The sequence below is a fragment of the Flavobacterium sp. FG68 genome (assembly GCF_057808895.1).
In genome coordinates, this window is sequence record NZ_JBMDIY010000044.1 from 1 (window position 1) to 25,423 (window position 25,423).

The following is a 25,423-nucleotide window of genomic DNA, read 5'->3' on the forward strand; positions in this document are numbered from 1 at the left end:
CTAACGGAATGATAGCTGGATATCAAAAAGCAACAATTTTTGTTTTTATATATTTTTTGTTCCGTAGGAACATCTCGTTGGTAGAAAAATTAATATTGTTATCATAATTTACGTTCCGTAGGAACGTTTGATTTTGACATCGTTTTTTTATAATCTAACATTTCAAATGTTCCTACGGAACATAAATGCTACTCAATTCATGTTTTTTCTACCAATGAGACATTCCTAACGGAATGATAACTGGACGGAATAATAAATGATTTTCATTAAAAACAAATAAAATAATTATACAAAAAGAGCTGTTTCGACTTTGAAACAGCTCTTTTTTCTTTCAATCTTCCAAAAAATTACAATCTTCTTTTATCTTCTTCTGTATAATCATCGTCTTCCTGAACATCGTCTTCGATGTATTCGCTGTCTTCTTCTTCCTCATCGTCGTCAATGTCCTCTAAATCCTCTTCGGTTTCATTAAAGTTGTTTTCAAAAGTATCAGCAGGATTATCAAATTCATCGTTTTCGACCTTATCAAGTTCTTGTTCATCTAAGTCTTCTTCGATATACTCATCCTCATCTTCCTCATCAAAATCATCTTCATCTTCTAAAACAACTTCATAAATATCATCATTGTTGTCTTCAAGATCTCTGTCTTTATGGAAATCATCATCTAAATCATCCAAATCGTCGTCGTAAACGCCCGATCTCTCATCAGGATTAGGTTTGTTAGGGTTATGGCCATTTCGAACCGTATAACCACGTTCTGCATCTTCTGAGCGGCTGTTTTGAGTTTCTTTCGTATTTAAATCATAAAGTTCCTCATTCATAACCGTATTTCTATCTGAATCTGGACTTCCCGGATCTTTCGGAAAAGTACCATTTCTATTATCTGTAGTGTTCATGATGTTAATTTTAAATAGTTATATATACAAATCTAATTCTCAATCATAAAGATTTTCTTATAGAATTACTAAATCTAATTGCATAATTAACAGATGTTTAGAATGAAATTTAATTAAAGAATCATATAACCTTACTGGTAATCAAGAAAGTAATTTTATCAAACTATTAATCATAAAAATTATTACCATGAAAACTACGGATGATAAGAAAAGTACTGGAACAAAAGAAACAGTAAAAAGAGGAGTAACAAAACCAAAATCGAATGCTGCGGCAGGATTATCAGAATTATTTGAAGATAGTTTAAAAGATATTTACTGGGCAGAAAAAGCATTAACCAAAGCATTGCCAACAATGGCTAAAAATGCTACTTCAGCAGAATTAATCGACGCTATTAATAACCATTTAACCGAAACAGAAGAACACGTAACGCGTTTAGAAAAAGTTTTTGAACTAATTGGTAAAAAAGCTACTGCTAAAAAATGCGATGCAATGGAAGGTTTAATCGAAGAAGGAAAAGGAATTCTTGAAGAAACAGAAATTGGTGTGGTTCGCGATGCCGGAATTATTGCTGCCAGTCAAAAAATCGAACATTATGAAATTGCCACTTACGGAACTTTAAGACAGTTTGCCGAAACACTGGGTTATGAAGAAGCCGCAGCTTTATTAGAGCAAACACTTGATGAAGAAAAAGGAGCTGATAAACTGCTTACAGAAGTTGCTGTAAATGCTGTAAATCTTGAAGCTGCAGAAGCAGAATAAGGTTTAAAATAGTATATAAAAAGTGCAGTTTCTAAAAAACTGCACTTTTTTTTCATTAAAAATTTAAAGCTAAAGTTATGCCCGAAGGTCCGTCAATATTGATTCTAAAAGAAGAAGTACACCAATTTGCAGGAAAAAAAGTAATTGAAGTTTCTGGAAACGCCAGTATCGATCTGGAGCGTTTAAGGGATAAAACGCTATTATCTTTTAAAACCTGGGGAAAACATTTCCTGATTTGTTTTGAAGATTTTACCGTTAAAATCCATTTAATGATGTTTGGAACCTACAGAATCAACGAAAAAAAGGATACTGCACCAAGGTTGCATTTAGGGTTTTCGAGCGGAGAAATCAACTTTTATACCTGTTCAGTAAAGATTTTAGAAGGACAGATAAATCAATATTATGATTGGAGCGCAGATGTTTTAAATGAAAATTGGGACGCAAAAAAAGCAAAACGAAGTCTTGATAAAATCCCAAATGAAATGATTTGCGATGCTGTTTTAGATCAAAATATATTTTCGGGAGTAGGGAATATTATTAAAAATGAAGTTTTGTACCGATGTTTTATTCATCCTGAATCTTTGGTTGGAAAAATTCCGCCGGAAAAATTAGATGAACTTATAGCCGAATGTTCGATTTACAGTTTTGAATTTTTGTATTGGAAAAAGAAATTTGAACTCAAAAAACATTGGCTTGCTTATTCGCAAAAAGAATGTAAAAGATGCAATTTGCCCATCATAAAAGATCCGACAGGGAAGAAAAACCGTCGAAGTTTTTATTGCAATAACTGCCAACAGCTTCACAAATGAAAAACGAAATTTTAATAGGATGTTCAAGTTACAATAATCGCTATTGGAAGGGAATTTTCTACCCTGACAATCTGACATACTCGAAATGGTTTGAGTTTTATTCCCAGTACTTTAGCACGTATGAGTTCAACGGAAGCTTTTATAAGTTTCCAACGCTTAGAATCCTTACGAACTGGTACAATAAAGCACCGGAAAATTTTCTTTTTTCGGTAAAAGCACCCAAAGAAATTACTCATATCAAACAATTTTCAGATTGTGAAAACCTGATTTCAGAATTTTATAATGTCTGCGAAAATGGTTTAAAAGAAAAGCTGGCTTGTGTGCTTTTTCAGTTTCCGCCGAGTTATTATTTTACTTCAGAAAGATTAAAACAAATTATCAGCAATCTGGATTTAAAATTCAAAAACGTAATTGAATTTCGCCATAAAACCTGGTGGAATCAAGAGGTTTGGAATGCTTTTATGGAAAATAATATCACATTTTGCAGTGTAAGTCACCCGCAATTACCACAGACTATTTTTAAAGATTTTCCGCTGGTTTACATTCGGTTACACGGAGTTCCTAATATGTTTTACTCCAGTTATTCAGTTGAAGAATTACTTCAGATGAAAACCACAACTAATTTAAAATCAGGATTTATATATTTTAATAATACAGCAAGCGAAGCAGGGATTTTGAATGCTTTAGAGATGAAGAGGATTATGAATGTTTAATTGATTTAACCGCAAAGTCCGCAAAGAAAAAACGCAAAGCACGCAAAGAAATTAATCTTAGCGAACCTTGCGTAAACCTTTGCGGACTTTGCGGTTAAAATCTTTCCGATTTAAAAAACTACAATTTTAAATTCCCTTCAATACCGTCATCCATAACTTTCCCGGTAACAAAAGCAGCGGTCATTTTTGCAATAGCTACAATCTTACCGTTTTTGTTGTTCCAGTAATAACCATCTTCCGGCGTTACGGTAATCACGCTTAAATTGGGATCATCTTCACCGCCCGGCATCCATACTTTTACAATTGGGTCGTATAATTCTTTGATTGTTTCCCTGTCGTACGAAATAGTTGCCGTTCCGTGAATAGTCAGGAATTTATCGTGTGGTTCAGAAAAGAATAACTCAACTTGCGGGTTCAGGGTAATCTCTGCATTATGAGTACTGTTTCGGTCAGACAAAAACCAAAGACGTCCCAAATCATCTACTTTTTGAACAGACATTGGTCGTGACTGCAGTCTGTAGCTGTCGTAAGTGCAAAACATGCACGTTTTTATGTTTTCTGCTAATTCTTTGATTTTATCAGCAGCTAAATTTTCTGTAAGGTCTTTATGATCTCCCATGGCTCTATAATTTTTATATTTAATATTTTGATTCAAAGCGTTAAAACGCTGTATAACAAAATTGAGATTTTTGCCATGGAATGGCTTACAGAATTATATTTTTAAATTATTATATTTCAATTAACCGATTTTGTGAGAATTTCTAAACAAATTGTTTTATTTCGCCAATTTTAACTATCTTTGGACAAACAGATTTACCCAAAATTACATATGAAAGAATGGACGATATTCTACACTGATGATGATGAAGACGATTTAAGCATATTTACAGACGCTGTAGAGTCATTATCACAAGAAATTAACCTCCAGACTTACTCAGGTGGAGAAAAGCTCTTAAATGCCGTTTATAATCCGCCGCCAACTCCCACTGTCATTTTCTTAGATTTGAATATGCCGGGGAAAAACGGTTTTGATGTATTAAACGAGCTGAAAGGTTCTAAAGAAAAAAGTGATATTCCGGTGATTATCTTTTCAACATCAAATGAACCTGGTATTATTGAAAAATGTCTTAATCTGGGCGCAAATTATTTTATTACAAAACCGGTTTTAATGAAAGATATCATAAAATCGATAGAACATTCGCTTACCATAAACTGGAAAGAATTTGTTCCGGACAAAAAGACTTTTGTGTATAAATTGTAGTTAAACTTAAAACATAAAAAAAACGCCAAACTTATAACTAAATGAGTTTGGCGTTTTTTTATAGCTCGGGCAGGAAAATTTTAAAAGTTGCACCTTGACCTTTTTCGCTTTTTGCTTTTATAATTCCTTTATGGTTTTCGACAATTTTTTTTACAATTGCCAGACCAATTCCGGTTCCGGAGAATTCGCTTTCAGTATTTAATCGCTGGAAAACTTCAAAAATTCGTTCATTGTATTCATTATCAAAACCAATTCCGTTATCTTTTATTCGCAGGCAGAAATATGTTTTTTCAGGATAATTAACTTTAAAAATTAGTTGACTTCCAGGAACTCTGCGTGCTTTAATTTCAATATGCGGCGGAATATCTTTTCGGGAGAATTTAAGTGCGTTTCCAATTAAATTATGCAGCAGCTGTCGAAACTGAAAAGGCATAACAGTTCCGTCTCCCAAAGGATGATGATCAATAACAGCATTTTTTTCTTCTATAAGTTCCGAAAAATCCATTAAAACCTCTTCAACGATTTCATCTAAATTAGTTTTTACAAAAATTCTTTCGGCAGAATTGGTTCTGGAATAGGTGAGAAGGTCCTGAATTAATGTCTGCATCCTTTTAGCCGAAACCTCAATTCGTTCTAAATATGTTTTGGCTTTCGCCGAAATATTCTGATCATCCAACTCTGCTAAACGACTCGCAAAAGTCTGGATTTTCCGAAGCGGTTCCTGTAAGTCATGACTTGAAATATAAGCAAAAGACTGGAGTTCAATATTCATGTTAATCAGATCACGGTTTTTAAGTTCCAGCTCTTCAGTTCGATCGTGAACCTGCTTTTCAAGCTGATTTGTAAAATCCTTTTGATCCTGAATATCAGAACTGGTACCAACCCACATTTGAATCTTTCCTTCAGGATCTCTCTGCGGAATGGCGCGGCTAAACTGCCAGCGGTATATACCATCATGACGGCGAAAACGATGTTCAAACAAAAATTCTTCTCCCGTTTTTATAGACTGCATCCAGATGTTGATATTTTCTTCACGATCATCAGGATGTATCACCTGCAGCCATCCGTTTTGATCGACATCGGCTTTTGTGATCCCGCAAAAATCATAAAGCGACTGATTGAAATAATCCAGATTTCCCATTGTGTCACTTGTCCACACAAACTGCGGCATAGAATCTGCAAGAACACGGAATTTTTTTTCACTTTTCATTAAAATTTCCTGTCTGTTCTTTTCCTCCGTAATGTCCATTACAGTGCCCAGCATTTTAGTAGGATTTTTTAATTCGTCAAAAAAGATCTTGCCGTGAACGCGAATCCAGGCAATACTGTCATCTGGTTTTAAAACCCGTGCTTCGTATTTGTAAATATTGGTTTGCAAAGCAATTTCGTAAGCTTTTTGAATGTTATCAAAATCTTCCGGAAGAATTCGGGAGAGCACTTGCGGTCGTGATATCTTTAAGTTTTTTGGAAGACCAAACAACTCCGGCAGGTTATCAGAATAAATCAATTCCTGCGTTGGAATATTTAAATCCCAGGTTACGATTTCGGCAATTTCAGATGCTAAACGTGCTCTTTCTTCGGCATCTTCTACCTTTTTCCTGGCTTCTACTTTCTCTGTAACATCGTTTACGGTAACCATAATCGATGATATCTCTCCATTTTTTTCATACAAAGGAGTATATTGATAATCCAGATAAAACTTCTCTAATTTGCCTTTAATATCAATATATGCAATAGATTCGTTTTCACGAATCGTTTTTCCATTGTATAGTACTTCGTCAAGTAATTGAGGATATTTTTGATCTAAGAGCTCAGGAAACACCTCTAATAAAGGTTTACCAATAGTTTCACTTGGATCTTTCTGCCAAATATCATTATGCAGGGTTCTATTGGCCATCTCAATAATATGGTCTTTTCCCTTAAAAATAGTCATTGCAATAGGCGACTGCATTACAAGGTTCCTAAATGCTTTTTCACTTTCAGCCAGATAATAACGTGCTTTTATTGATTCTGTAACTTCATAACCTACAACAATAACGCCTGTTATAGCATTGTTTTCTTCTCTTAAAGGATGAAAAACCAAATTGAAATAACAATCTTCCTGTTTTCCGTATCGGTTTAAAGGAACCAGTAATTCATTTGAAAAATAGGGGATTCCGGTTTCATAAACCTGCAAAAGCAAAGGCTGAACCGTTTCTTTAGCTTCCGGCAGATATTCAAATGCCGATTTATTAAGCGTTTGTTCTTCGGTTTTATCTACTATTTGCAAGTATGTTTCATTAGCCATTTCGACCAGTAAATCCTTGCCTTTCAGAATGGCGATTCCAAGCGGAACTTGTCTCACAATATTCTTAAATCTTTTTTCACTTTCTTCAATTGTATTGCGTGCTGTAACCTGAAGCGTAACATCGTTTGCAATTGCAACAATTCCAGAGATCGATCCGTCGGGTTCTTTTAAAGCTTCGTAAACAACATTTACAAAAGTATCTACAATTTTGCCGTTTCTGGTTAGTTTTACCGGAAGTTCATTAGCTGTAAATCTTTCACCGGTATTATAAACATTCAAAAGAATATCTTCTAAACCCTGTCCGGCAGCTTCAGGAATTGATTCAAAAATAGGCTTGTTGAGAACTTCGTTTTCTTTACGTTCCCAAAATTCCAGCATAGGCTCATTTGCAATTTCAACAACATAATCTTTTCCTCTAAAAATGCACATTGCATTTGGTGCCTGAAGAATATTGTTTCTGTAGCGTTTATTGCTTTCTTCTAAATTTTTGTGAATGTTTACCTTATCTGTAGTTTCATTGCAGATTACCAAAACGCCGTCAATTTTACCATCATCATTTGTAACCGGACTGTAGCTGAAAGTCCAGTAAACATCTTCCATTTTTCCGTTTCGGTAAATAGGCAGTAATAAATCTTCATGCCATGTTGCTTCGCCTTCTGTTAAAACCTGATCAATCAGCGGACCAATAAAATCCCAGATTTCCGGCCAGTATTCAGCACCTTTTTGACCTAATATAGCGGGATGCTTTCCATCGTTTCCAAGACTTGGACGATAGGCATCATTATAAAAACAAATATGTTCCGGTCCCCAAAACAAAAACATGGGGAATTTTGAGTTCAGCAGAATTCCTAAAGTAGTACGAAGACTCTGCGGCCATGTGTCGACAGCACCAACAGGAGTTTTGCTCCAGTCTTTGGCACGGGTTAATGCACCCATTTCGCCTCCTTTTGCCATGAAATCTTGGTTTGTATTGTTCATTAAAAATTTGTTTTTGTTTTGATTCAAACAATAAATTTTGTGTAATTAATATAGTGTTTTCTAAAGTTTTTCAGATTAAAACCTAAAATTATAAAAATAAATTTTGATTTGTTTTCCGTTTTTTGAATGAGCTAACATTAAAATTAATAGAGTTAATTTTCATTGATTTTAATGATGAAATTTGAATTAACAAAGATTATCAACTAATCTTAAATTACAAAATCATGAAAAGAGAACAAAAACACGAAACCGACTATATAAAGAAATATCAGGATGAAGGCTATACAAAGAATTATTTATTCGACAATGGCTGTTTAATCGATTCAGAAACTAAATATGCTTACAAGCCAGATGAAATATATATTGTAGCGCACCATCGTTATGAAGGAATGAGCGATCCGGATGATATGTCAATTTTATATATTATTGAAACAAAAGACCAGGAAAAAGGGACTCATTTATTAGGATACGGCCCAACAGCAGATTTAGAAGAAGCCGAATTTTTTAAAGATATTCCGAAGAAAAATTATTCAAAAAACGCAGACATAAGTGAACTTACATAAAATAAAATAGATAAGTATTTTTATTTTGCTGAGGAGCAGTTGTTCCAGATTTATTCTGGAGCAGCTGTTTTTTCTTTTTTAAGGTTCAAAGGTGCAGAGGCTCAAAGGGACAAAGGTTTTGTAGAGACGCACTGCAGTGCGTCTTTTCTAAAGTATTGAGAGGGAAACCTTTGTTTCTCTGTCACTTTGAACCTTTGTTGCTGCGCAGCTAAAAATTATGAAATTTCTGATTGAAATTGTATAAGGATTTGATTTGCAAGAAGTACGAAATTTGGATTATAGAAAATGAGTAAAAAACCAAAAGTTATTTTTGTACGTAAATAGATACAAACTACTTTTCTTAAACCAAAGCAAATGAAAAAACTTTACATAAATACCGGAGGATTTGATGCTGTTTTTAACGACTTAAAAGATAGTTTTAATGGTCAGCTTACAGCGAATAACAATGAATATAATTTAGATATTAAATCAAAATGGACAAAAGGCTCTATTAAAGGAAATAGATTTGATGATAAAGTCCTGTTTATGCATTTTGATCTTGAATTTAATGAAGAAGTTAGTTTGAGTATCGAATCTTTTAAAAGCGCACCTGTCTTTTTTGTTTACTGCGAAAACGGAAACGTAAGTCATAGTTTTGGCGCAAATGGAGAAAAGAAAGTTTTAAGCAAAAAGCAATCGGCTGTTTTAAGCAATTCTTCGGTTATCAATAGTGTATTGTATTTTGAAAGCCATAAACGTATTCAGTTTACATTACTTGGAATGCCAACAATTGAAAACAAAAATGTAGAATTGACTAATCAGGTTAAACAGCATTTTACAAACGATTCTGGAAATTATATTTACATAGGAAAAGAAAATTCAAGAATCTCAAAAAGAATAAAAGAATACGAAACAGTGCCGCAAAAAGGACTTGTGGGAACGCTGCTTAAAAAAAGTATTCTAAAAAATATTGTTGAAATAGAGGTAGAGCAGCACAGTTTTAATTACCTGAGCACATTTGATCCTGTTGTTAATCTGGCAATGAAACCGATTAATGAAATCAAACGAATTTCAACCATGAATTTTTCTGAAATGCTGGCTGCAGCAAGACATCTTAGAGCAAAATATCATTTTTCATTTAAACCATACAATCAAAAATTAGCTAGCTAACAAGCATTATATATTAACTACTATTACGAAAAAAACAGCTTTTCCTAAAGAAGCTGTTTTTTTTATTTTTAGATTTTTTTGCCCACGGGTTTTACTTATTTGAGCGGGTTTGCGCAGGTTTTGTTTTTTCACGCAGGTTTAAACTTGGATTTGTGTTGAGTTTGAATCTCGCAAAGTCGCAAAGTCGCAAAGTTTTTATTTTGCCACAGATTATAAAGATTAAAAAGGTTTTTCAAATTGCCTCCAGCTTTAGCTGGAGGTCTAAGAATATTTGAAAAGGCTTTAGCCAAACCGTAATAGTTTGGCTAAAGCCCTTTATGCGTTAATTATCTTTTCCATCAAGCTAAAGCTGTACGCTATTAATTTTAAAACTTTGCGCCTCTGCGACTTTGCGAGATTCAAACTCAACACAAACCAAATTAAATTAAATCTGCGCAAACCCGCTCAAATCAGTAAAATCCGTGGGCAAAAAAACATAGCATCTCAAAAGCTACTCTTTCTCATAATAAATAATAAAATATACCATAACGAGATTCAGGCATAAGGAAACACTGTTTGTGATTATTATGGGAAGATCCTTTTTTAGAATTCCGTAAATAATCCAAACTGCGATTCCGAAAGTAAGAATGCTGAAGGTTTTAAGGGAAATATCTTTTACTTTCTTGGTTTTCCAAACCTTTAAAATCTGCGGAATTGTGGAGAGTGTAATGCAGGCTCCGGCAAATAATCCTATGATGTCTATGTAGTTCATTTTTTTAAGTTTCTAAGGTGCTGAGAGGCTAAGATTCTAAGTTTTTGCCCACGGGTTTGCGGATTAAACGGGTTTACACAGATTTGTTTTTTTGTTATACTGCGAAGTAATGATGAAGAGCCTTACTTTGCGGACTCTCATGTGTGATTTCTCGTTCCTCGAAATGACAAATAACCAGCGTAAACCTGTTCAATCCGTAAAATCTGTGGGCAATCTTATCATCCACCAACTAATTCTCCGCCATTAATATGAATAAACTGGCCGGTGATATAACTGCTGTCTTCACAGGCCAGAAAAACATACGCAGGTCCCACTTCAGAGGGCTGTCCGGCTCTTTCCATTGGGTTGTCTTTTCCAAAATCTGAAAGTTTGTCAAAACTTGCCACGATCAAAGGCGTCCATATTGGCCCTGGCGCAACGCCGTTTACCCTGATTTTTCTTTTGGCAAGCATGGTCGACAATGATCTTGTAAAACTTACAATAGCACCTTTTGTACTCGAATAGTCAACTAAATGTTCGCTGCCGCGATATGCAGTTACAGAACTTGTATTGATAATTGTATCGCCTTCTTTTAAATACGGAAGTGCCGCTTTTGTAATATAGAAATACGGATAAATATTAGTTTCAAATGTTTTATGCAATTGCGCAGCGGTAATTTTTTCCAGTTCATTTTGAGGAAATTGAATAGCCGCATTGTTCACTAAAACATTTATGGTTTTAAAAGTTGTAATGCACTTTTTAATAGCTTCTTTACAGAATTTCTCATCCTTTAAGTCACCGCTTATCAGCAGACATTGCTGACCTTCTTTTTCAACCATTGCTTTTGTTTCCTGCGCATCTTTATCTTCTTTTAAATAAACAATGGCAATATTGGCACCTTCACGTGCAAAATGTACGGCAGCGCTTCGGCCAATTCCGCTGTCACCGCCGGTTATAAAAGCAGTTTTACCAAGAAGTTTTCCGCTTCCCGTGTAGTTCTCTCTTATAATTTCCGGTTCGGGATTCATTTTATGTTCGTTTCCGGGAAGCTCTTGTTTTTGCTCCGGAAATGTTTTAGGCTTTTTCATAACATGTACTTTTAAAAACAAATTCTATTGATTAAAATTAGCAGATTGACCAATCAAAACAGGGCTCTAATAAAATTTTGATTACCTCTATAAATTAAAAAAGAAAGAAAAAAGCTATAATTGTTTTAATTTTTTTCAAATGGGTAAATTTTTAATAAGCTGACTTTCATAAATTCAATTTAATTAGGAATAAAAACATGGGAATTATGTAACGAATTAAATACCGATGTAAAACTGAATGCTTGTTTTTTTTCTAAATTTGAAAGTTTTGACTAACCATATTTAAAATAGGATCAGATATTTTAAATAAGAACCTTTTCAAACCAATGATTCAATATTTTTTAACTAGTAACGCTTTATTCCCCATAACAGCATGGTATTAATTGTTGATGATATCAAGGCAAATATTATTGCCTTAAAGAAAACATTAGAACTGCACAATATCGACGTAGATACTGCCGAATCTGGTGAAGAAGCCTTAAAGAAAATCTTAAAAACAAACTACTGTCTTATTATTATGGACGTACAGATGCCCGGACTTGACGGCTTCGAAGTAGTAAAAATTCTTTCTGGAAATAAACGAACCAAAGACATTCCCGTAATTTTTCTTTCGGCATTAAACATCGAAAAAAAATACATCTTTAAAGGATATGAAAGCGGCGCGGTAGAATACATTACAAAACCTGTTGATACGGATTTATTGATGCTGAAGGTAAAAACTTTCATCAAAATTTATGAACAGCAAAATGAGCTAAAAGGTATAAAAGACCTTCTTTCTAAAGAAATCAAAATTAGAAAAGAAGCGCAGGATAATCTCGAAATCAAAATTGCGGAAAGAACCAAAGAACTGGTTTTGAAAAACGAAGAATTAGAGATGAAAAATCACGAATTACAGCAGTTTGCCTGGGTAGTATCGCATGATTTAAATGAACCTATAAGGAAAATCCAGATTTTTATTAAAATAATCAAGGAACTTTACTTAAAAGAAGATGAAAAAGGAATTGATTATGTAGACAGAACCATAAAATCTGCCGAAAGAATGCAGACCCTTATCACAGATCTTCTTGCCTATTCCAGATTATCAGCACAGGTTAAACCGGAAGTTACAGATCTTAATGTGGTTTTACAGGAAGTTCTTTCGGATTTTGATTATTTGATTGAAAGAAAAAATGCGACTGTAAAAGCTACAGAACTCCCCACAATAGACAGTATTCCGAGCCAGTTAAGGCAGGTATTTCAAAATTTAATTGGAAACGCCCTTAAATTCTCAGGTGGTGATGAACCTCCATTAATTGAAATTACGGCCGAATTAATTGCCGATAAATCGTTTGACAGCCCAACTGCGCCAGAAGGAAAGTATTGCAGAATTGTGGTAAAAGATAACGGAATTGGTTTTGATGAAATTTATCTGGACCGAATTTTCATTATTTTCCAGAGTTTAAACGACCGACAGACTTATGAAGGAACCGGAATTGGTCTGGCAATCGCAAAAAAAATTATAGAAAAACACAACGGATTAATAACGGCAAAAAGTGAAGTAGGCAAAGGCGCCAGCTTTATTATAGTTCTTCCCCTAAAATACGAATAAAATACACTTTAAACCATGAATGGTAACTTTAAAAGAAATCTGCTAATCAGTTCATTAGTTTCATTATTAGTGTTAACAATTAGTTCTGTTGCTTCCTTTATAAGCATCAAAAGTTTGTTAAACAGTAATTTCTGGGTAAATCATACCCAGGATGTTATTTACAACTTAAACGAAGGTTCGGCCATTATTACAGAAGCCCAAACGAGTATGCGCGGTTATTTATTAACCGGTGACGAACAGTTTGTAGACCGGTTTAATGAATCTGAATCCAAATCAAATGCTTATTTTGAAAAGCTGGAAGAGCTTACAGCAGATAATCCTCCACAGCAAAAACTGTTAACCGACTTAGCCTCTAAACGTTCGGGGTTCTTTAAATACCTGAATAATCAAATCGTAAAAAAGCGTTTAAACAAGGAAACTCTTGTCTTTGACTTAAATGAAGGCAGGATAATGATGAACGACATACGAGCGGTTATCAAAAAAATAGAAAACACAGAACAAAAGCTTCTGGAAGAACGAAATTCAAATTCTGAGCGTTATGGTAACTATAGTTTGATTTTAATTATAGTCGCCTTTTTCATCGCTTTTATTATTTCGATTGTCTTCCTGATCAGAATCCTAAAAGATTACAACGAACGTTCAGCATTACAAAAAGAACTGGAGAAAAAGGATATTGAAACAGCTCAAAGAATTGAAGCAATCAGTAACATTGCAACCAATATTTCAAAAGGAAACTACGATATTCGTGTAGACGATACAAAAGCAGATGCACTGGGAAGCGTAGGAGAATCGTTGAACACAATGGGAGTTTCCCTTAAAAACTCATTTGAACTTCTTTCTCAAAAAGAATGGCTTCAAACCGGAGTTGCAGAGTTGAATAATGCGATGCTGGGCGAAAAATCAATCCAGAAACTCTCTAAAGATGTTATCGAGTTTTTATGCCAATATACGAATAGCAGCGCTGGAGTTTTATATATTATTGAAGAAAACGAATTAGTATCTTCTGGTGGATATAGCTATATACCGAGTAAAAACCGCGAACGCATTCGAAAAGGCGAAGGTTTGATAGGTCAGGCCATTTCATCAGGAAAAATATTAGAATTAAAAACATTATCTGCAGATGATATTCAAATTAATTATGCTTTAGGACAAGTAAAACCTACGCATATTGTGGCGGTTCCGCTGCAGGATAACAAAATTGAAGGTGCGGTTGAATTAGCGAGTATTTACGGTTTTTCGGAGTTGCATTTAGAGTTTTTACGAACAGTTGCCAATAACATTGGAATTGCCTTAAAATCAACTCAAAACAGAAAAAGAGTATTAGAACTGCTGGAAGAAACAAAATCGCAGTCAGAAGAACTTCAGACACAGCACAGCGAACTGGAAGCGATTAATGCCGAATTAGAAGCACAGACTGAAAAACTGCAGGCTTCTGAAGAAGAATTGCGTGTACAGCAAGAAGAATTGGAACAAACCAACGAAGAACTTTCTGAAAGAAGTGTTTTATTGGAAGAAAAAAACAATGAAATTCAAAAGAAATCAGAAGCTTTAGAATTAACAACACGTTACAAATCAGAGTTTTTGGCTAATATGTCGCACGAATTAAGAACGCCTCTTAATTCAATTTTGCTTTTAAGCCGTTTATTATCAGAGAACAATAACAAAAGCATGAACAATGAAGAAATTGAGTTTGCTAAAGTTATTCAGAGTTCTGGAAACAGTTTATTAGGCTTAATTGATGAAATTCTTGATTTATCTAAAATCGAAGCCGGTAAAATGGAATTGGAATTTTTAGATATTTCAACCAAAGAAATCACAGACACACTTTGGAATCTCTTTAATCTTGTAGCTAAAGAAAAAGGAATTGAATTTGAAATTATTTCGAAAGAAGCGCCAATTGTTATCAAAACAGACAAAATGCGTTTAGAACAAATTCTAAAAAACCTGATTTCGAACGCTATTAAATTTACAGAAAAAGGAAAAGTAACACTCGAAATCAAGATAAATACAGACGATGACAAAATTATCTGCTTTATTGTAAAAGATACCGGAATAGGAATTCCGTTAGAAAAACAGCCGCTTGTTTTTGAAGCCTTCCAACAAGCCGATGGTTCAACAAAACGTAAATACGGCGGAACCGGTTTAGGATTATCAATCAGCAGGGAATTGGCAAAATTGCTTAAAGGAGAAATTATCCTTCATAGTAGAGTTAATGAAGGAAGTACCTTTACATTATGTCTTCCGGTTTATGGTTCTGTTCCTTACAAAACAAATGTGGAGAAAATACCGCCAACAGCGTTTGTAGAACTGGAACCTGAAAACGAAGCAGGAACGCCTGCAAAAAAATATATCAGCTCAACTATTCCAGACGAAATAGACGACGACAGAAACGAAATAAGAGAAGGAGATAAAGTAATTTTAATTGTTGAAGATGATATTCATTTTGCAAAATCACTTTTGGCTTTTTCACGAAACAAAGGTTATAAAGGAATTGTTGCTGTAAGAGGCGATCATGCCTTAAACTTTACTTTACTGTATAAACCTGTTGGTGTTTTATTAGATATTGAACTTCCGGTAAAAAGCGGATGGGAAGTACTGGAAGAATTAAAAAATCATGCCGAAACCAAACATATTCCCGTTCATATTATGTCATCACATAAATTGAAACAGGAAAGTTTATTAAAAGGTGCGGTAGACTTTTTAGATAAACCGGTGGCATTTGATAAAATTCCGGATGTGTTTTTAAGAATTGAACATATTATTAATAAAGAAGCGCAAAAGGTTTTAATTATTGAAGATAACCCAAAACATGCCAAAGCATTATCTTATTTCTTAGAAACGTATAATATCAATTCGGAGATAAAAAGCGAAGTTTCAGATGGAATTCAGGCTTTAAATAAAACAGAAGTTGATTGTGTAATTCTGGACATGGGAATTCCGGATAAACAAGCGTATCAAATTCTGGATGGCATTAAGAAAAATCCGGGCTTGGAGAAACTTCCGGTAATTGTGTTTACAGGAAAAAGTTTATCGTTAAAAGAAGAAGTAAAAATTAAGAAATACGCTGATTCTATTATTGTAAAAACCGCACATTCGTACCAAAGAATGTTAGATGAGGTTTCACTTTTTCTTCATTTAGTAGAAGATAAAAAGGAAGGAAAAGACAAAAAAGAAGGGCATAAAAAGCTAAATTTACTAAACAACATTCTGCACGATAAAAAAGTACTGATTGTTGATGATGATGTTCGTAATATTTATTCGCTTACAAAAGCCTTAGAAGTATTTAAAATGACGATTATTACGGCTTTTGATGGAAATGATGCCATTAAAGTGCTAAGCGAAAATCCAGATACCGATGTCGTTTTATTAGATATGATGATGCCGCATATGGACGGTTACGAAGCAGCCGAGAAAATACGTGCCAATCCTAAGTTTTTAAATTTACCTGTAATTGCCGTAACCGCAAAAGCAATGACAGGCGACAGGGAAAAATGTATAAAAGCCGGAGCATCAGATTATATTACAAAACCAGTAGATGTTGACCAGTTATTATCGTTATTGCGAGTTTGGCTGTACGATAAAGTATAAAAATAAAATGCCACGAATTTCACGAATTTACACAAATCAGATAGGTGATTTAGTATTTAAAAATTTGTGAAATTTGTGAAATTCGTGGCTAAAAAATAAGTAAAAAATATTTTAGCCACAGATTAAGGAATTTTCACAGATTATAAAAAAAATCTTTTTAATCCTTTTAATCTGTAGCAAAAAAAATATAAAAGTTTATGAGTAAAAAACGACTTTTAATTGTAGATGACGATCCTAGAAACATTTTCGCATTAACACATACTTTGCGTGTTAAGTCATATGATTGTTTGTCTTGCAACAGTGCCGAAGATGCAATAAAATTATTGAAAACGGATGAAAATATCGACGCAGTTTTGCTGGATATGATGATGCCCGAAATGGATGGATATGAAGCCATTCCGTTAATAAAAGCCATTCCGTCAAGAAAATCTATTTTTGTTGTAGCGGTTACTGCGCAAGCTATGACAGGCGACAAAGAAAAATGTTTAGAGGCCGGAGCAGATGACTACATCTCAAAACCGGTAGATGTTGATAAGTTACTGCTTGTATTAAGCAAAATTTGAATGGGGTAAATTATGATTGAAGATATCGAATTAGAAACACTTATCAACGAAGTTTACGAATACTACGGTTTTGATTTTGGAAGTTATTCAAGAGCATCCTTAAAAAGACGTGTATACCGGGTATATCAGTTAGGCGGATTTGGTCATTTTCATGAATTTCTCTCAAAAGTTCGTTCTGATCCTGAGTATTACAAACAAATGATCGACGAGATCACGGTCAATGTTACAGAAATGTTTCGTGATCCGACATTTTACGGCATTTTAAGAAAAGAAATTTTACCATTATTAGGTACAAAACCTTTTATTAGGTTATGGCACGCCGGCTGTTCTACAGGCGAAGAAGTCTATTCTATGGCTATAATGCTTAAAGAAGCAGGTTTACTGCATAAATCCCTAATTTATGCCACAGATATTAATGCCACGGTTTTAGAAACAGCCAAAAAAGGAATTTTTCCGCTCAGAATGATGAAAGAGTATTCGCAAAACTATCGTGATGCGGGCGGACAAGAAGACTTTTCGAGTTATTATACCGCTAATTACGGCATTGCAAAATTCAACGAAGAGCTGTCTCAAAAAATGGTATATTCACAGCACAATTTAGTATCAGACACTTCATTCAATGAATTTGATATTATATTATGCCGTAATGTTTTAATTTATTTTGATAGTGACCTTCAAAAAAGAGTCATTAATTTATTTGATGAAAGCTTAGCTGTTTTAGGTTTTCTGGCCTTAGGCACAAAAGAAACAATAAAATATTCTATTTCTCCCGGCAAATACAAACAGTTTGAAAAAGAGAAAATATGGAGGAAAATAAAATAATATCAAACTGCAGGTTAGTAATAATAGGAGGATCGGCAGGAAGTTTAAATGCTTTAATGCAGATTTTACCTGAATTAACAGCACTGCGTAATTATGCGATTGTAATTGTTGTACATCGCAAAAGTACAGACGATCAGACTCTGGAAGAATTAATTACTTTAAAATCAAGCGTTCCAGTAAAACCAATCGAAGACAAAACAATTCTTATACCCGGTTTTATATACATTGCCCCGTCTAATTATCATTTATTATTTGAAAAAGACGATACACTCGCATTAGATACCTCAGAAAAAATCAATTACAGCCGTCCAAGTATCGATGTTTCTTTTGAATCGGCAGCAGAAATCTTCGGAAGTTCTTTGGTTGGAATTCTGTTTTCAGGATCCAATACAGATGGAACATTAGGATTACAAGCCATTCAGGAAAACGGTGGAAAAATTGTAGTGCAAAATCCATTATCGGCAGATATGCCCTTTATGCCCAATAATGCGATATTGTTTACAACACCGGATTATGTTTTAAACAACGAAGAAATATTAGCATTACTCAACTCCATAAACAGTTAATTACTTTTTAGGAGCTTCGTCCTCAGGAAGAATAACTTTATTCAGTTCCGCTTCTTTTTCAGCACGTTTTTGCGCCGCTTTTCCTTTCCCAATAGGTATTCCGGCAGTAAAATACAAAGACCTGTTATATACATTAGGTCCGTCACCTTTCATAACAGGAACCAAACCATAATAATATTGAATCGTGATATTTAAACCATTGCCCACATTCATGTGATATCCTGTACCAAAAGCAATTCCGGCATCAATAACCCTGATTTCATCCCGAATCTTTTTCTTGTAAACCACATCATTATCATTAATCTTATTTTTAAACTGATCAAAAGCCGAAGCCAAAAGCCCAAGCTGAGGTCCGGTTTTAAGATAAATTCGATTTTTAAACTGATATTTAATCAAAATAGGCACATTAAAATACCGAATCTCACGATCAACAGTTCCGCCCGCAAAAGTATTATCCAGATTTTCATCTTCTAAAGAATAAAGAGGAATCTGCCGTGCGCCCATAGGAGATTTTACAATCACACCTGTATTAATCATCCAGGCCGGATTTTGCTTTGATTTTATATCAAAATAAAAACCAAGATTAAAACCGGGATTCAATCCAGAACTCTCCATATTAGAAATATCTGAAAGATTGATACCGCCTTCTAAACCAAACTCTAAAAAAGGAGAATTTAGTTTATCACCAAAAATCAGAGAAATCAAAACCTGAGATTCCGCGTGATTGATACAAAAAAAAGTGACGAGTAATAATAAACCTTTTTTCATAAAAATAGGTTATAATCCAAAACGATATTGTATTCCTCCTAAAGCTTGCGTACGAGTTCCCAGAAAACCAGCTTCGACCCTAAACATAATATGTTTATTAAATTGATATTGAGTCCCTACAATGAAATTCCACATATCTTTTGGTCTTTTTTGAAGCGAATATTGAACCGATGAAGAACTGGCAGTGCTTAAAGCACCGTCTAAAGTTGACAAAAAATTTCCGGCACTTTCCAGCGCACGGTTTGCTGTATTATGTTTAGCAATATTAGCAGGATTTTTTTGTTCGGCAGGTGTTAGTCCGCCCCACCAGGTATCGACCTTTTGCTGGTTTTCAGAAACCTTAGTTAGTCCATTGTCGACTTTTGCCTGCGCTGTAGATAAATCGATTACATCCGATAAATTAATATTTCCATTTGTATTTCCGGCTATATGAACCCTGAAGCCGCCAACCCATACCGCTATATTTTGATCTGCTTTAGGAAGTTTAAATGTTTTTCCTAAACGAGGACCAAAGACATACGAAAAAGCAGGTTTATCTAAAGCACTTACATCTGTCCAGGCCATATTCATATCAAGAGCGAGCCAGCCGCCTCCAATTCCTATGGTTGGTGTCATTCCAAAACCAAATGTGGTAGCACTAAAATTGGCTTTTGTACTAAAATTGGCAATTTCAGTCCAATTATTATCAGCATCAGGTATATAAATTCCCGCATTGATTTTTGTTGAAGGATTTGATTTTCCAAAAATACCATAGATATTTAAAAAAGGCAGCAGCCATATATCCGGACGAATAGTAAGTGCTCCCGCTTCGACAGAAGATTTATCAAAACGTACAATTTCATCTAAATTATACATAGGTCCGTTGTTAAAACCCACTTGAAGATTACTGATGATAATTTCAGAATCCTGCCAGAAATAATTTATGGAAAGCCCGGCTGAATAAGGAAGTTTGTATCCTTTTTGAGCTACTTTTTCACCCCAGATAGGAAGGGCATAAGGATAATCGGCAACTTTAAGACTGTCTTTTAACTCCTGGTTTTTTTGTCCTACGATTTTCTCAGTATAAACCTGACCGAAAAATGAAACACTAAATAATAAAAAAACGGCTGATATTAGTTTTTTACATTTCATTGATTAGAGTATTAGTTGATTAAAATAAAACTGCTTGAAATAAATATGTACTAATGTATTCTGAGGGAATTTCGGCTTTATCTTTTGTTTTTACAGGCGTAAAATAGAGGTATTGAAAGTGATTATATGTAATAATATGAGTTAATTATTGTTAAAGTTAACTAAAATTTCTTTTAGGAAGAACTATTTTTTAATAAATATGCTTAAAAATCAATCTATTACGACTTTTTTAAGATCAGATAGAATTACAAACAGAATATTATATTATTTTTACAGTAATGAAATGGATAGCAATACTTATGTCAATTTATTTGATGGCACTTTCAAATATGCCCTGTGCAGATATGGAAGTAAACAGCGCTATGCATAAAACAGCCCGGTTTTCATCAGAAGAAAATCATTCGCATGATAAAGACAACGATTTATGTTCTCCATTTTGTGCCTGCAACTGCTGCGGAGCACAAGTTTTAAGTTACCAGATAGCTGTAAACTTCGAATTCCCTTCAGCTTACACAAAAATTTCAATTCCTTTACCAAGTTATAATTCTGTATTTACTTCTAATTTCTACGGAAGTATTTGGCAGCCCCCTCAAATAGCATAATGATATCCCGATAAATCGGGTTAGAGAACTGTGGGTTTTCCACAAATGTATCAGACAAACTTTTGTCTCAATTCTCATGTCATTATATATTTCAAATGCTAGATAAAATCATTCAGTTTAGTATACGAAACAAATTCGTTATACTATTATTTACCCTCGTTTTGATAGCGTGGGGAAGCTATTCGCTTAAACAATTGCCGCTCGATGCCTTGCCGGATGTTACTAATAATCAAGTTCAGATTATTACCACAGCGCCCACATTGGCAAGTCAGGAAGTCGAGCAGTTAATAACATATCCGCTGGAACAAGCCGTAAAAACCGTTCCCGATATTATAGAACTCCGCAGTATTTCCCGTTTTGGGTTGTCTGTCGTAACCGTTGTTTTTGAAGACGATGTCGATATTTACTGGGCGCGCGAACAAATATTTCAACGCTTAAAACAAGCCGAAGAAAATATTCCCGCTTATGCAGGTTCACCGGAATTAGCACCAATTACAACAGGTCTTGGAGAAATTTACCAATATGATGTTTACGCCAAAAAAGGCTACGAAAACAAATACGACGCCGTAAAATTAAGAACCATTCAGGATTGGATTATTATTCCACAATTACAGGGAATTCGTGGCGTTGCCGATGTAAGTGCCTGGGGTGGAAAACTAAAACAATACGAAATTGCCGTAAACCCAAATACACTAAACAGTCTGGGCGTAACGATTACCGAAATTTTTGATGCCTTAGAAAAAAACAACCAAAATACCGGAGGCGCTTATATTGAAAAAGATCAATACGCCTATTTCATTCGTGGTGTAGGAATGGCAAAAGGTGTAAAAGACCTTGGAAACGTCGTTGTTAAAAACAGAAACGGTTCTCCAGTTTTGGTTCGTGATGTAGCGCAGGTTCGCGAAGGCGTTGCATTACGTTACGGCGCCTCAACAAAAGACGGAAAAGGAGAAATAGTTTCCGGTTTAGTTTTAATGCTGAAAGGCGAAAACTCCAGCGCCGTTGTAAGCCGAATCCATGAAAGAATGATCCAGATTAATAAAAGTCTGCCCGAAGGTGTCGTTGCAGAAGCTTTTATTGACAGAGGAAAACTGGTTGATAACGCCATTGGAACCGTTACTAAAAACTTACTCGAAGGAGCTTTAATTGTCATTTTTGTGCTGATTCTGTTTTTAGGAAATCTTCGTGCCGGATTAATCGTTGCATCGGTAATTCCGCTGGCGATGTTATTTGCTATTATTTTAATGAATGCCTTTGGCGTAAGCGGAAACCTGATGAGTTTAGGTGCCATAGATTTTGGGATTATTGTCGACGGCGCTGTTATTATTGTAGAAGCTTCCATGCATCATCTACAGAAACTCAAACGCAATAAAGAACTTTCGCAGGAAGAAATGGATGTTGAAATCTACAATTCGGCATCAAAAATCAGGAATAGTGCCGCTTTTGGAGAAATCATTATTCTAATTGTGTATTTACCAATTCTTGCTTTAATAGGAACCGAAGGAAAAATGTTTAAACCAATGGCCATGACAGTGGGTTTTGCCGTGATTGGTGCGTTTATACTTTCGCTGACCTATGTACCAATGATGAGTGCATTATTTCTTTCGAAGAAAACCGAACACAAAGAAAACTTTAGCGACAGAATGATGCTTTGGTTTGAGAATTTATATACTCCATTTTTAAACAAAGCATTAGCCTTTAAAAAAGTAGTTTTAGGAATCTCTCTCGGATTATTCTCTTTAGGATTAATCATTTTCAATAATATGGGCGGTGAATTTATCCCAACAATTGAAGAAGGCGATTTAGCGATTAATGCTTCAATCATGACAGGAAGTTCGCTTACGCAGATGGTAGAAACCACAACCAAATATGAACAGATTTTAAAAGCCAAATTCCCTGAAATCAAAACCATCGTAACCAAAATAGGAAGCGGGGAAATCCCAACCGATCCAATGCCCATTGAAAGCGGCGATTTGATTATTGTTTTAAAAGACAAAAAAGAATGGAAAGGTAAATACCATAATTGGGAAGAACTGGCAAACGCCATGAAAGAAGAAATGGAAGTAATTCCGGGCGCTAACATCGAAATTTCGCAGCCTATTCAAATGCGTTTTAACGAATTAATGACGGGAAGCCGAAGCGATATTGCCATCAAAATTTTTGGTGATGATCTGGAAATCTTAGATTCAAAGGCATCAGAATTAATTTCGAAAATAAAAAGCATCGAAGGAATTGGCGACTTAAAAGCCGATAAAGTAACCGGACTGCCTCAAATCACAATTAAATACGATTACAATAAAATCGCTTTATACGGATTAAATATTTCTGATATCAATCAAATTATTCGTTCGTCGTTTGCCGGAGAAAGTGCCGGAAAAATCTACGAAGAAAGTAAACGTTTTGATGTTGTAGTAAGAATGGATCAGGATAATCGCGCTGATATTACTGATGTGAGCAATTTGTTTATTCCGTTACCAAACGGACAGCAAGTGCCGCTTTCACAAGTCGCAAGTGTTGATTATGAACAAGGCCCTGTGCAAGTTACGCGCGAAGATGGAAAACGACGAATTACTGTTGGTTTAAACGTTAGAGGCAGAGATATTAAAACCGTTGTAGAAGAAATTCAGCAAAAACTCGACAAAGATTTCAAACTTCCTACGGGTTATTATGTAACCTATGGCGGACAATTTGAAAATTTAATTGAAGCCACAAAACGACTTTCGGTTGCATTACCAATCGCTTTAGGTTTGATTTTAATCTTGCTGTATTTTACTTTTAAAAGCTATAAACAAGCACTTTTAATCTTTACAGCCATTCCGTTATCAGCTATTGGAGGGGTATTTGCGCTTTCGCTGAGAGGAATGCCGTTTAGTATTTCCGCCGGAATTGGTTTCATCGCCTTATTCGGAATTGCGGTTTTGAATGGAATTGTCCTGATTTCCTATTTCAATCAATTAAAATCAGAAGGAATTTTAGATCCGCTGCAACGAGTCATAATCGGAACCAAAACCAGATTGCGTCCCGTTTTAATGACCGCAGCCGTAGCTTCTTTAGGGTTTTTGCCAATGGCATTATCCACAAGCGGCGGGGCAGAAGTGCAGAAACCTTTAGCAACGGTAGTTATTGGCGGTTTAATCTCTGCAACCTTATTAACCTTAATCGTTTTACCGATTTTATATTTAATGTTAGAGAAATTTAACCGTAAAGTAAAATGATTTCTCCCGCAGATTCAGCAGATTCGGCAGATTCGGCAGATTTAATTTTTGATTATAATAATCTGCTAAATCTCCAAAATCTGCGAGAGTTAAAAAAAACAAATGAAATGAAAAAATCAACATATAAAAATCAATCAAAAATACTTTGCTCCCGATGGCTATCGGGATTGAGGTTAATTGCATTCCTATTGGCAAGCACAATAACATCGGCGCAAGCCAAAATATCTTTAGAAAAAGCAATAGAACTTGCCAAATCAAACAACATCGACCTAAAAATCGCCGATAAAGAAATAGAAAAACAAACGCTTTTAAAGAAAACCGCTTTTCAACCAGATCCATTACAGGTTCAATATCAAGGCGGGCAGTTCAACAGCGTCGATTTTGATCACAATGTTTCAGTACAGCAATTCTTTCCGTTAGGAAATGTCACAAAAGCAAACCGACAATTGCAGGAAGAACTGGCAAAACTGGCGGAGAAACGAAAAGCTTTATCCTCTTACGAACTCGAAAAAGCCGTGACTTTGGCCTATTATCAATATTTATACGGAATTTCAATTCAAAAACTAAACTCAGAATTAAACGAGATTTACACCAAATTCCTAAAGAATGCCGAACTCCGTTTTAAAACCGGAGAAAGCGGCAATATTGAAGTAATCAGTGCTAAAGCCAAAGTAAAAGAAATCGAAACCCAAAAGGAGCAATTAAATTACGATTTGGCTATTTACCAAAGACAGCTTCAGTTTTTTGTGCAGACGAATGAAACTATAATTCCAGATGAAACGACTTCATTAAAGTATTCTTTTATAGATAACAAGGATTCTAAAGCAGAAACATTATTGACAGATTTTTATCAGCAGCAGATTTCGGTTTACCAAAAAGAAGCCGGAATATTTAAAGCAAACCGAACACCTAAATTAGGTTTAGGATATTTTGCCCAGACTATTAATACTGAATCGCTGTTTCAGGGTTTCACGGCGGGATTGCAGATTCCGATTTTTGGAGGCATAAATACGGCAAAAGCCAAAGCTGCAGAAATTAGTATTTCGCAATCGCAATTGGCATTCGATAAAAACAAAATTATTCTGAACCTGCAAAAAGAAGAATTGCAGAATAACTTTCAAAAACAGCAGAAAAACTTAGATTATTATCAAAATGAAGGTTTGCAATACGCCAACCAGATTATTGATACGGCACAAAAAAGTTATGCAAACGGCGATATGAGTTATTGGTCGTACATCAGTTTTTTAAATCAGGCAATTGATATTAAAAAACAACTCGCCGAAGCCACGCACAGTTTCAATCAAAGTGCCATCGAACTTCAATTTCCAACCATCAAAAACAATTAA

At 34.8% G+C, this 25,423-nt stretch carries 21 protein-coding genes; 14 read left to right on the forward strand and 7 right to left on the reverse strand.

Going from position 1 to position 25,423, the window contains the following annotated elements:
• Positions 1 to 347: 347 nt before the first annotated feature.
• On the reverse strand, positions 348 to 896 hold the full coding sequence (locus ACODSB_RS21485) for a hypothetical protein (RefSeq protein WP_180857951.1): 549 nt from the start codon (positions 894 to 896) through the stop codon (positions 348 to 350).
• 187 nt (positions 897 to 1,083) lie between these two features.
• On the opposite strand from ACODSB_RS21485, the gene ACODSB_RS21490 reads away from it, so the two are divergent.
• The 3 genes from ACODSB_RS21490 to ACODSB_RS21500 all read left to right on the forward strand — a co-directional run bounded on the left by ACODSB_RS21490 (position 1,084) and on the right by ACODSB_RS21500 (position 3,178).
• Positions 1,084 to 1,656 carry a YciE/YciF ferroxidase family protein gene (locus tag ACODSB_RS21490; protein ID WP_180857949.1) on the forward strand — a complete coding sequence of 191 codons (573 nt, stop codon included), beginning with the start codon at positions 1,084 to 1,086 and terminating at the stop codon, positions 1,654 to 1,656.
• Positions 1,657 to 1,733: 77 nt separating this feature from the next.
• Positions 1,734 to 2,465, forward strand: coding sequence for a DNA-formamidopyrimidine glycosylase family protein (locus tag ACODSB_RS21495; RefSeq protein WP_488938529.1), 732 nt, complete (start codon positions 1,734 to 1,736; stop codon positions 2,463 to 2,465).
• Positions 2,462 to 3,178, forward strand: a complete 717-nt coding sequence (locus tag ACODSB_RS21500) for a DUF72 domain-containing protein (RefSeq protein ID WP_488938530.1) — start codon at positions 2,462 to 2,464, stop codon at positions 3,176 to 3,178. The genes ACODSB_RS21495 and ACODSB_RS21500 overlap by 4 nt, the downstream gene beginning before the upstream one ends.
• Before the next feature lie 118 nt (positions 3,179 to 3,296).
• On the opposite strand, the gene ACODSB_RS21505 is transcribed toward ACODSB_RS21500, so the two are convergent.
• The gene (locus tag ACODSB_RS21505; RefSeq protein ID WP_488938531.1) at positions 3,297 to 3,797 is read right to left on the reverse strand and encodes a pyridoxamine 5'-phosphate oxidase family protein; all 501 of its coding nucleotides are present in this window, start codon (positions 3,795 to 3,797) and stop codon (positions 3,297 to 3,299) included.
• A gap of 210 nt (positions 3,798 to 4,007) precedes the next feature.
• Here ACODSB_RS21505 and ACODSB_RS21510 point away from each other — a divergent pair, with 210 nt between their 5' ends.
• Positions 4,008 to 4,439: a response regulator gene (locus ACODSB_RS21510; protein ID WP_256634552.1), complete on the forward strand. Its 432-nt coding sequence runs from the start codon at positions 4,008 to 4,010 to the stop codon at positions 4,437 to 4,439.
• Between the two features lie 58 nt (positions 4,440 to 4,497).
• Here ACODSB_RS21510 and ACODSB_RS21515 read toward each other — a convergent pair whose 3' ends face one another.
• Positions 4,498 to 7,704, reverse strand: a complete 3,207-nt coding sequence (locus ACODSB_RS21515) for a PAS domain-containing protein (RefSeq protein ID WP_488938532.1) — start codon at positions 7,702 to 7,704, stop codon at positions 4,498 to 4,500.
• 224 nt (positions 7,705 to 7,928) lie between these two features.
• Between ACODSB_RS21515 and ACODSB_RS21520 the strand changes: the two genes are divergently transcribed.
• Both ACODSB_RS21520 and ACODSB_RS21525 read left to right on the forward strand, forming a co-directional pair.
• A complete protein-coding gene (locus tag ACODSB_RS21520; protein ID WP_256634554.1) occupies positions 7,929 to 8,267 on the forward strand; it encodes a hypothetical protein in 339 nt (112 codons plus the stop codon).
• Between the two features lie 354 nt (positions 8,268 to 8,621).
• A complete protein-coding gene (locus ACODSB_RS21525; protein WP_053472244.1) occupies positions 8,622 to 9,416 on the forward strand; it encodes a hypothetical protein in 795 nt (264 codons plus the stop codon).
• A gap of 490 nt (positions 9,417 to 9,906) precedes the next feature.
• Here ACODSB_RS21525 and ACODSB_RS21530 read toward each other — a convergent pair whose 3' ends face one another.
• Both ACODSB_RS21530 and ACODSB_RS21535 read right to left on the reverse strand, forming a co-directional pair.
• Positions 9,907 to 10,167, reverse strand: coding sequence for a SemiSWEET family sugar transporter (locus ACODSB_RS21530; protein ID WP_180857929.1), 261 nt, complete (start codon positions 10,165 to 10,167; stop codon positions 9,907 to 9,909).
• A gap of 218 nt (positions 10,168 to 10,385) precedes the next feature.
• Entirely contained in the window at positions 10,386 to 11,234 is an 849-nt protein-coding gene (locus ACODSB_RS21535) for an SDR family oxidoreductase (RefSeq protein ID WP_488938533.1), read from the reverse strand.
• 373 nt (positions 11,235 to 11,607) lie between these two features.
• Between ACODSB_RS21535 and ACODSB_RS21540 the strand changes: the two genes are divergently transcribed.
• From ACODSB_RS21540 to ACODSB_RS21560, 5 genes are all read left to right on the forward strand, one after another.
• Entirely contained in the window at positions 11,608 to 12,822 is a 1,215-nt protein-coding gene (locus ACODSB_RS21540) for a hybrid sensor histidine kinase/response regulator (protein ID WP_256634556.1), read from the forward strand.
• Positions 12,823 to 12,837: 15 nt separating this feature from the next.
• Positions 12,838 to 16,410, forward strand: a complete 3,573-nt coding sequence (locus ACODSB_RS21545; protein ID WP_488938534.1) for a response regulator — start codon at positions 12,838 to 12,840, stop codon at positions 16,408 to 16,410.
• Between the two features lie 197 nt (positions 16,411 to 16,607).
• Positions 16,608 to 16,973, forward strand: coding sequence for a response regulator (locus ACODSB_RS21550; protein WP_488938535.1), 366 nt, complete (start codon positions 16,608 to 16,610; stop codon positions 16,971 to 16,973).
• A gap of 12 nt (positions 16,974 to 16,985) precedes the next feature.
• Positions 16,986 to 17,795: a CheR family methyltransferase gene (locus tag ACODSB_RS21555; protein WP_053472250.1), complete on the forward strand. Its 810-nt coding sequence runs from the start codon at positions 16,986 to 16,988 to the stop codon at positions 17,793 to 17,795.
• The gene (locus ACODSB_RS21560; RefSeq protein WP_180857917.1) at positions 17,777 to 18,361 is read left to right on the forward strand and encodes a chemotaxis protein CheB; all 585 of its coding nucleotides are present in this window, start codon (positions 17,777 to 17,779) and stop codon (positions 18,359 to 18,361) included. Before ACODSB_RS21555 ends, ACODSB_RS21560 begins: the two co-directional genes overlap by 19 nt.
• Here the strand turns inward: ACODSB_RS21560 and ACODSB_RS21565 are convergent, their stop codons facing one another.
• Together ACODSB_RS21565 and ACODSB_RS21570 are read right to left on the reverse strand one after the other, a co-directional pair.
• Positions 18,362 to 19,129 carry a porin family protein gene (locus ACODSB_RS21565; protein WP_488938536.1) on the reverse strand — a complete coding sequence of 256 codons (768 nt, stop codon included), beginning with the start codon at positions 19,127 to 19,129 and terminating at the stop codon, positions 18,362 to 18,364.
• Positions 19,130 to 19,138: 9 nt separating this feature from the next.
• Positions 19,139 to 20,260, reverse strand: a complete 1,122-nt coding sequence (locus tag ACODSB_RS21570) for a hypothetical protein (protein ID WP_053472253.1) — start codon at positions 20,258 to 20,260, stop codon at positions 19,139 to 19,141.
• 278 nt (positions 20,261 to 20,538) lie between these two features.
• Here ACODSB_RS21570 and ACODSB_RS21575 point away from each other — a divergent pair, with 278 nt between their 5' ends.
• The 3 genes from ACODSB_RS21575 to ACODSB_RS21585 all read left to right on the forward strand — a co-directional run bounded on the left by ACODSB_RS21575 (position 20,539) and on the right by ACODSB_RS21585 (position 25,423).
• Complete coding sequence (locus ACODSB_RS21575; protein ID WP_235992038.1) at positions 20,539 to 20,862, forward strand: DUF6660 family protein; 324 nt, start codon at positions 20,539 to 20,541, stop codon at positions 20,860 to 20,862.
• Between the two features lie 95 nt (positions 20,863 to 20,957).
• Positions 20,958 to 24,077: an efflux RND transporter permease subunit gene (locus ACODSB_RS21580; RefSeq protein ID WP_488938537.1), complete on the forward strand. Its 3,120-nt coding sequence runs from the start codon at positions 20,958 to 20,960 to the stop codon at positions 24,075 to 24,077.
• 107 nt (positions 24,078 to 24,184) lie between these two features.
• Positions 24,185 to 25,423 carry a TolC family protein gene (locus ACODSB_RS21585; protein WP_488938538.1) on the forward strand — a complete coding sequence of 413 codons (1,239 nt, stop codon included), beginning with the start codon at positions 24,185 to 24,187 and terminating at the stop codon, positions 25,421 to 25,423.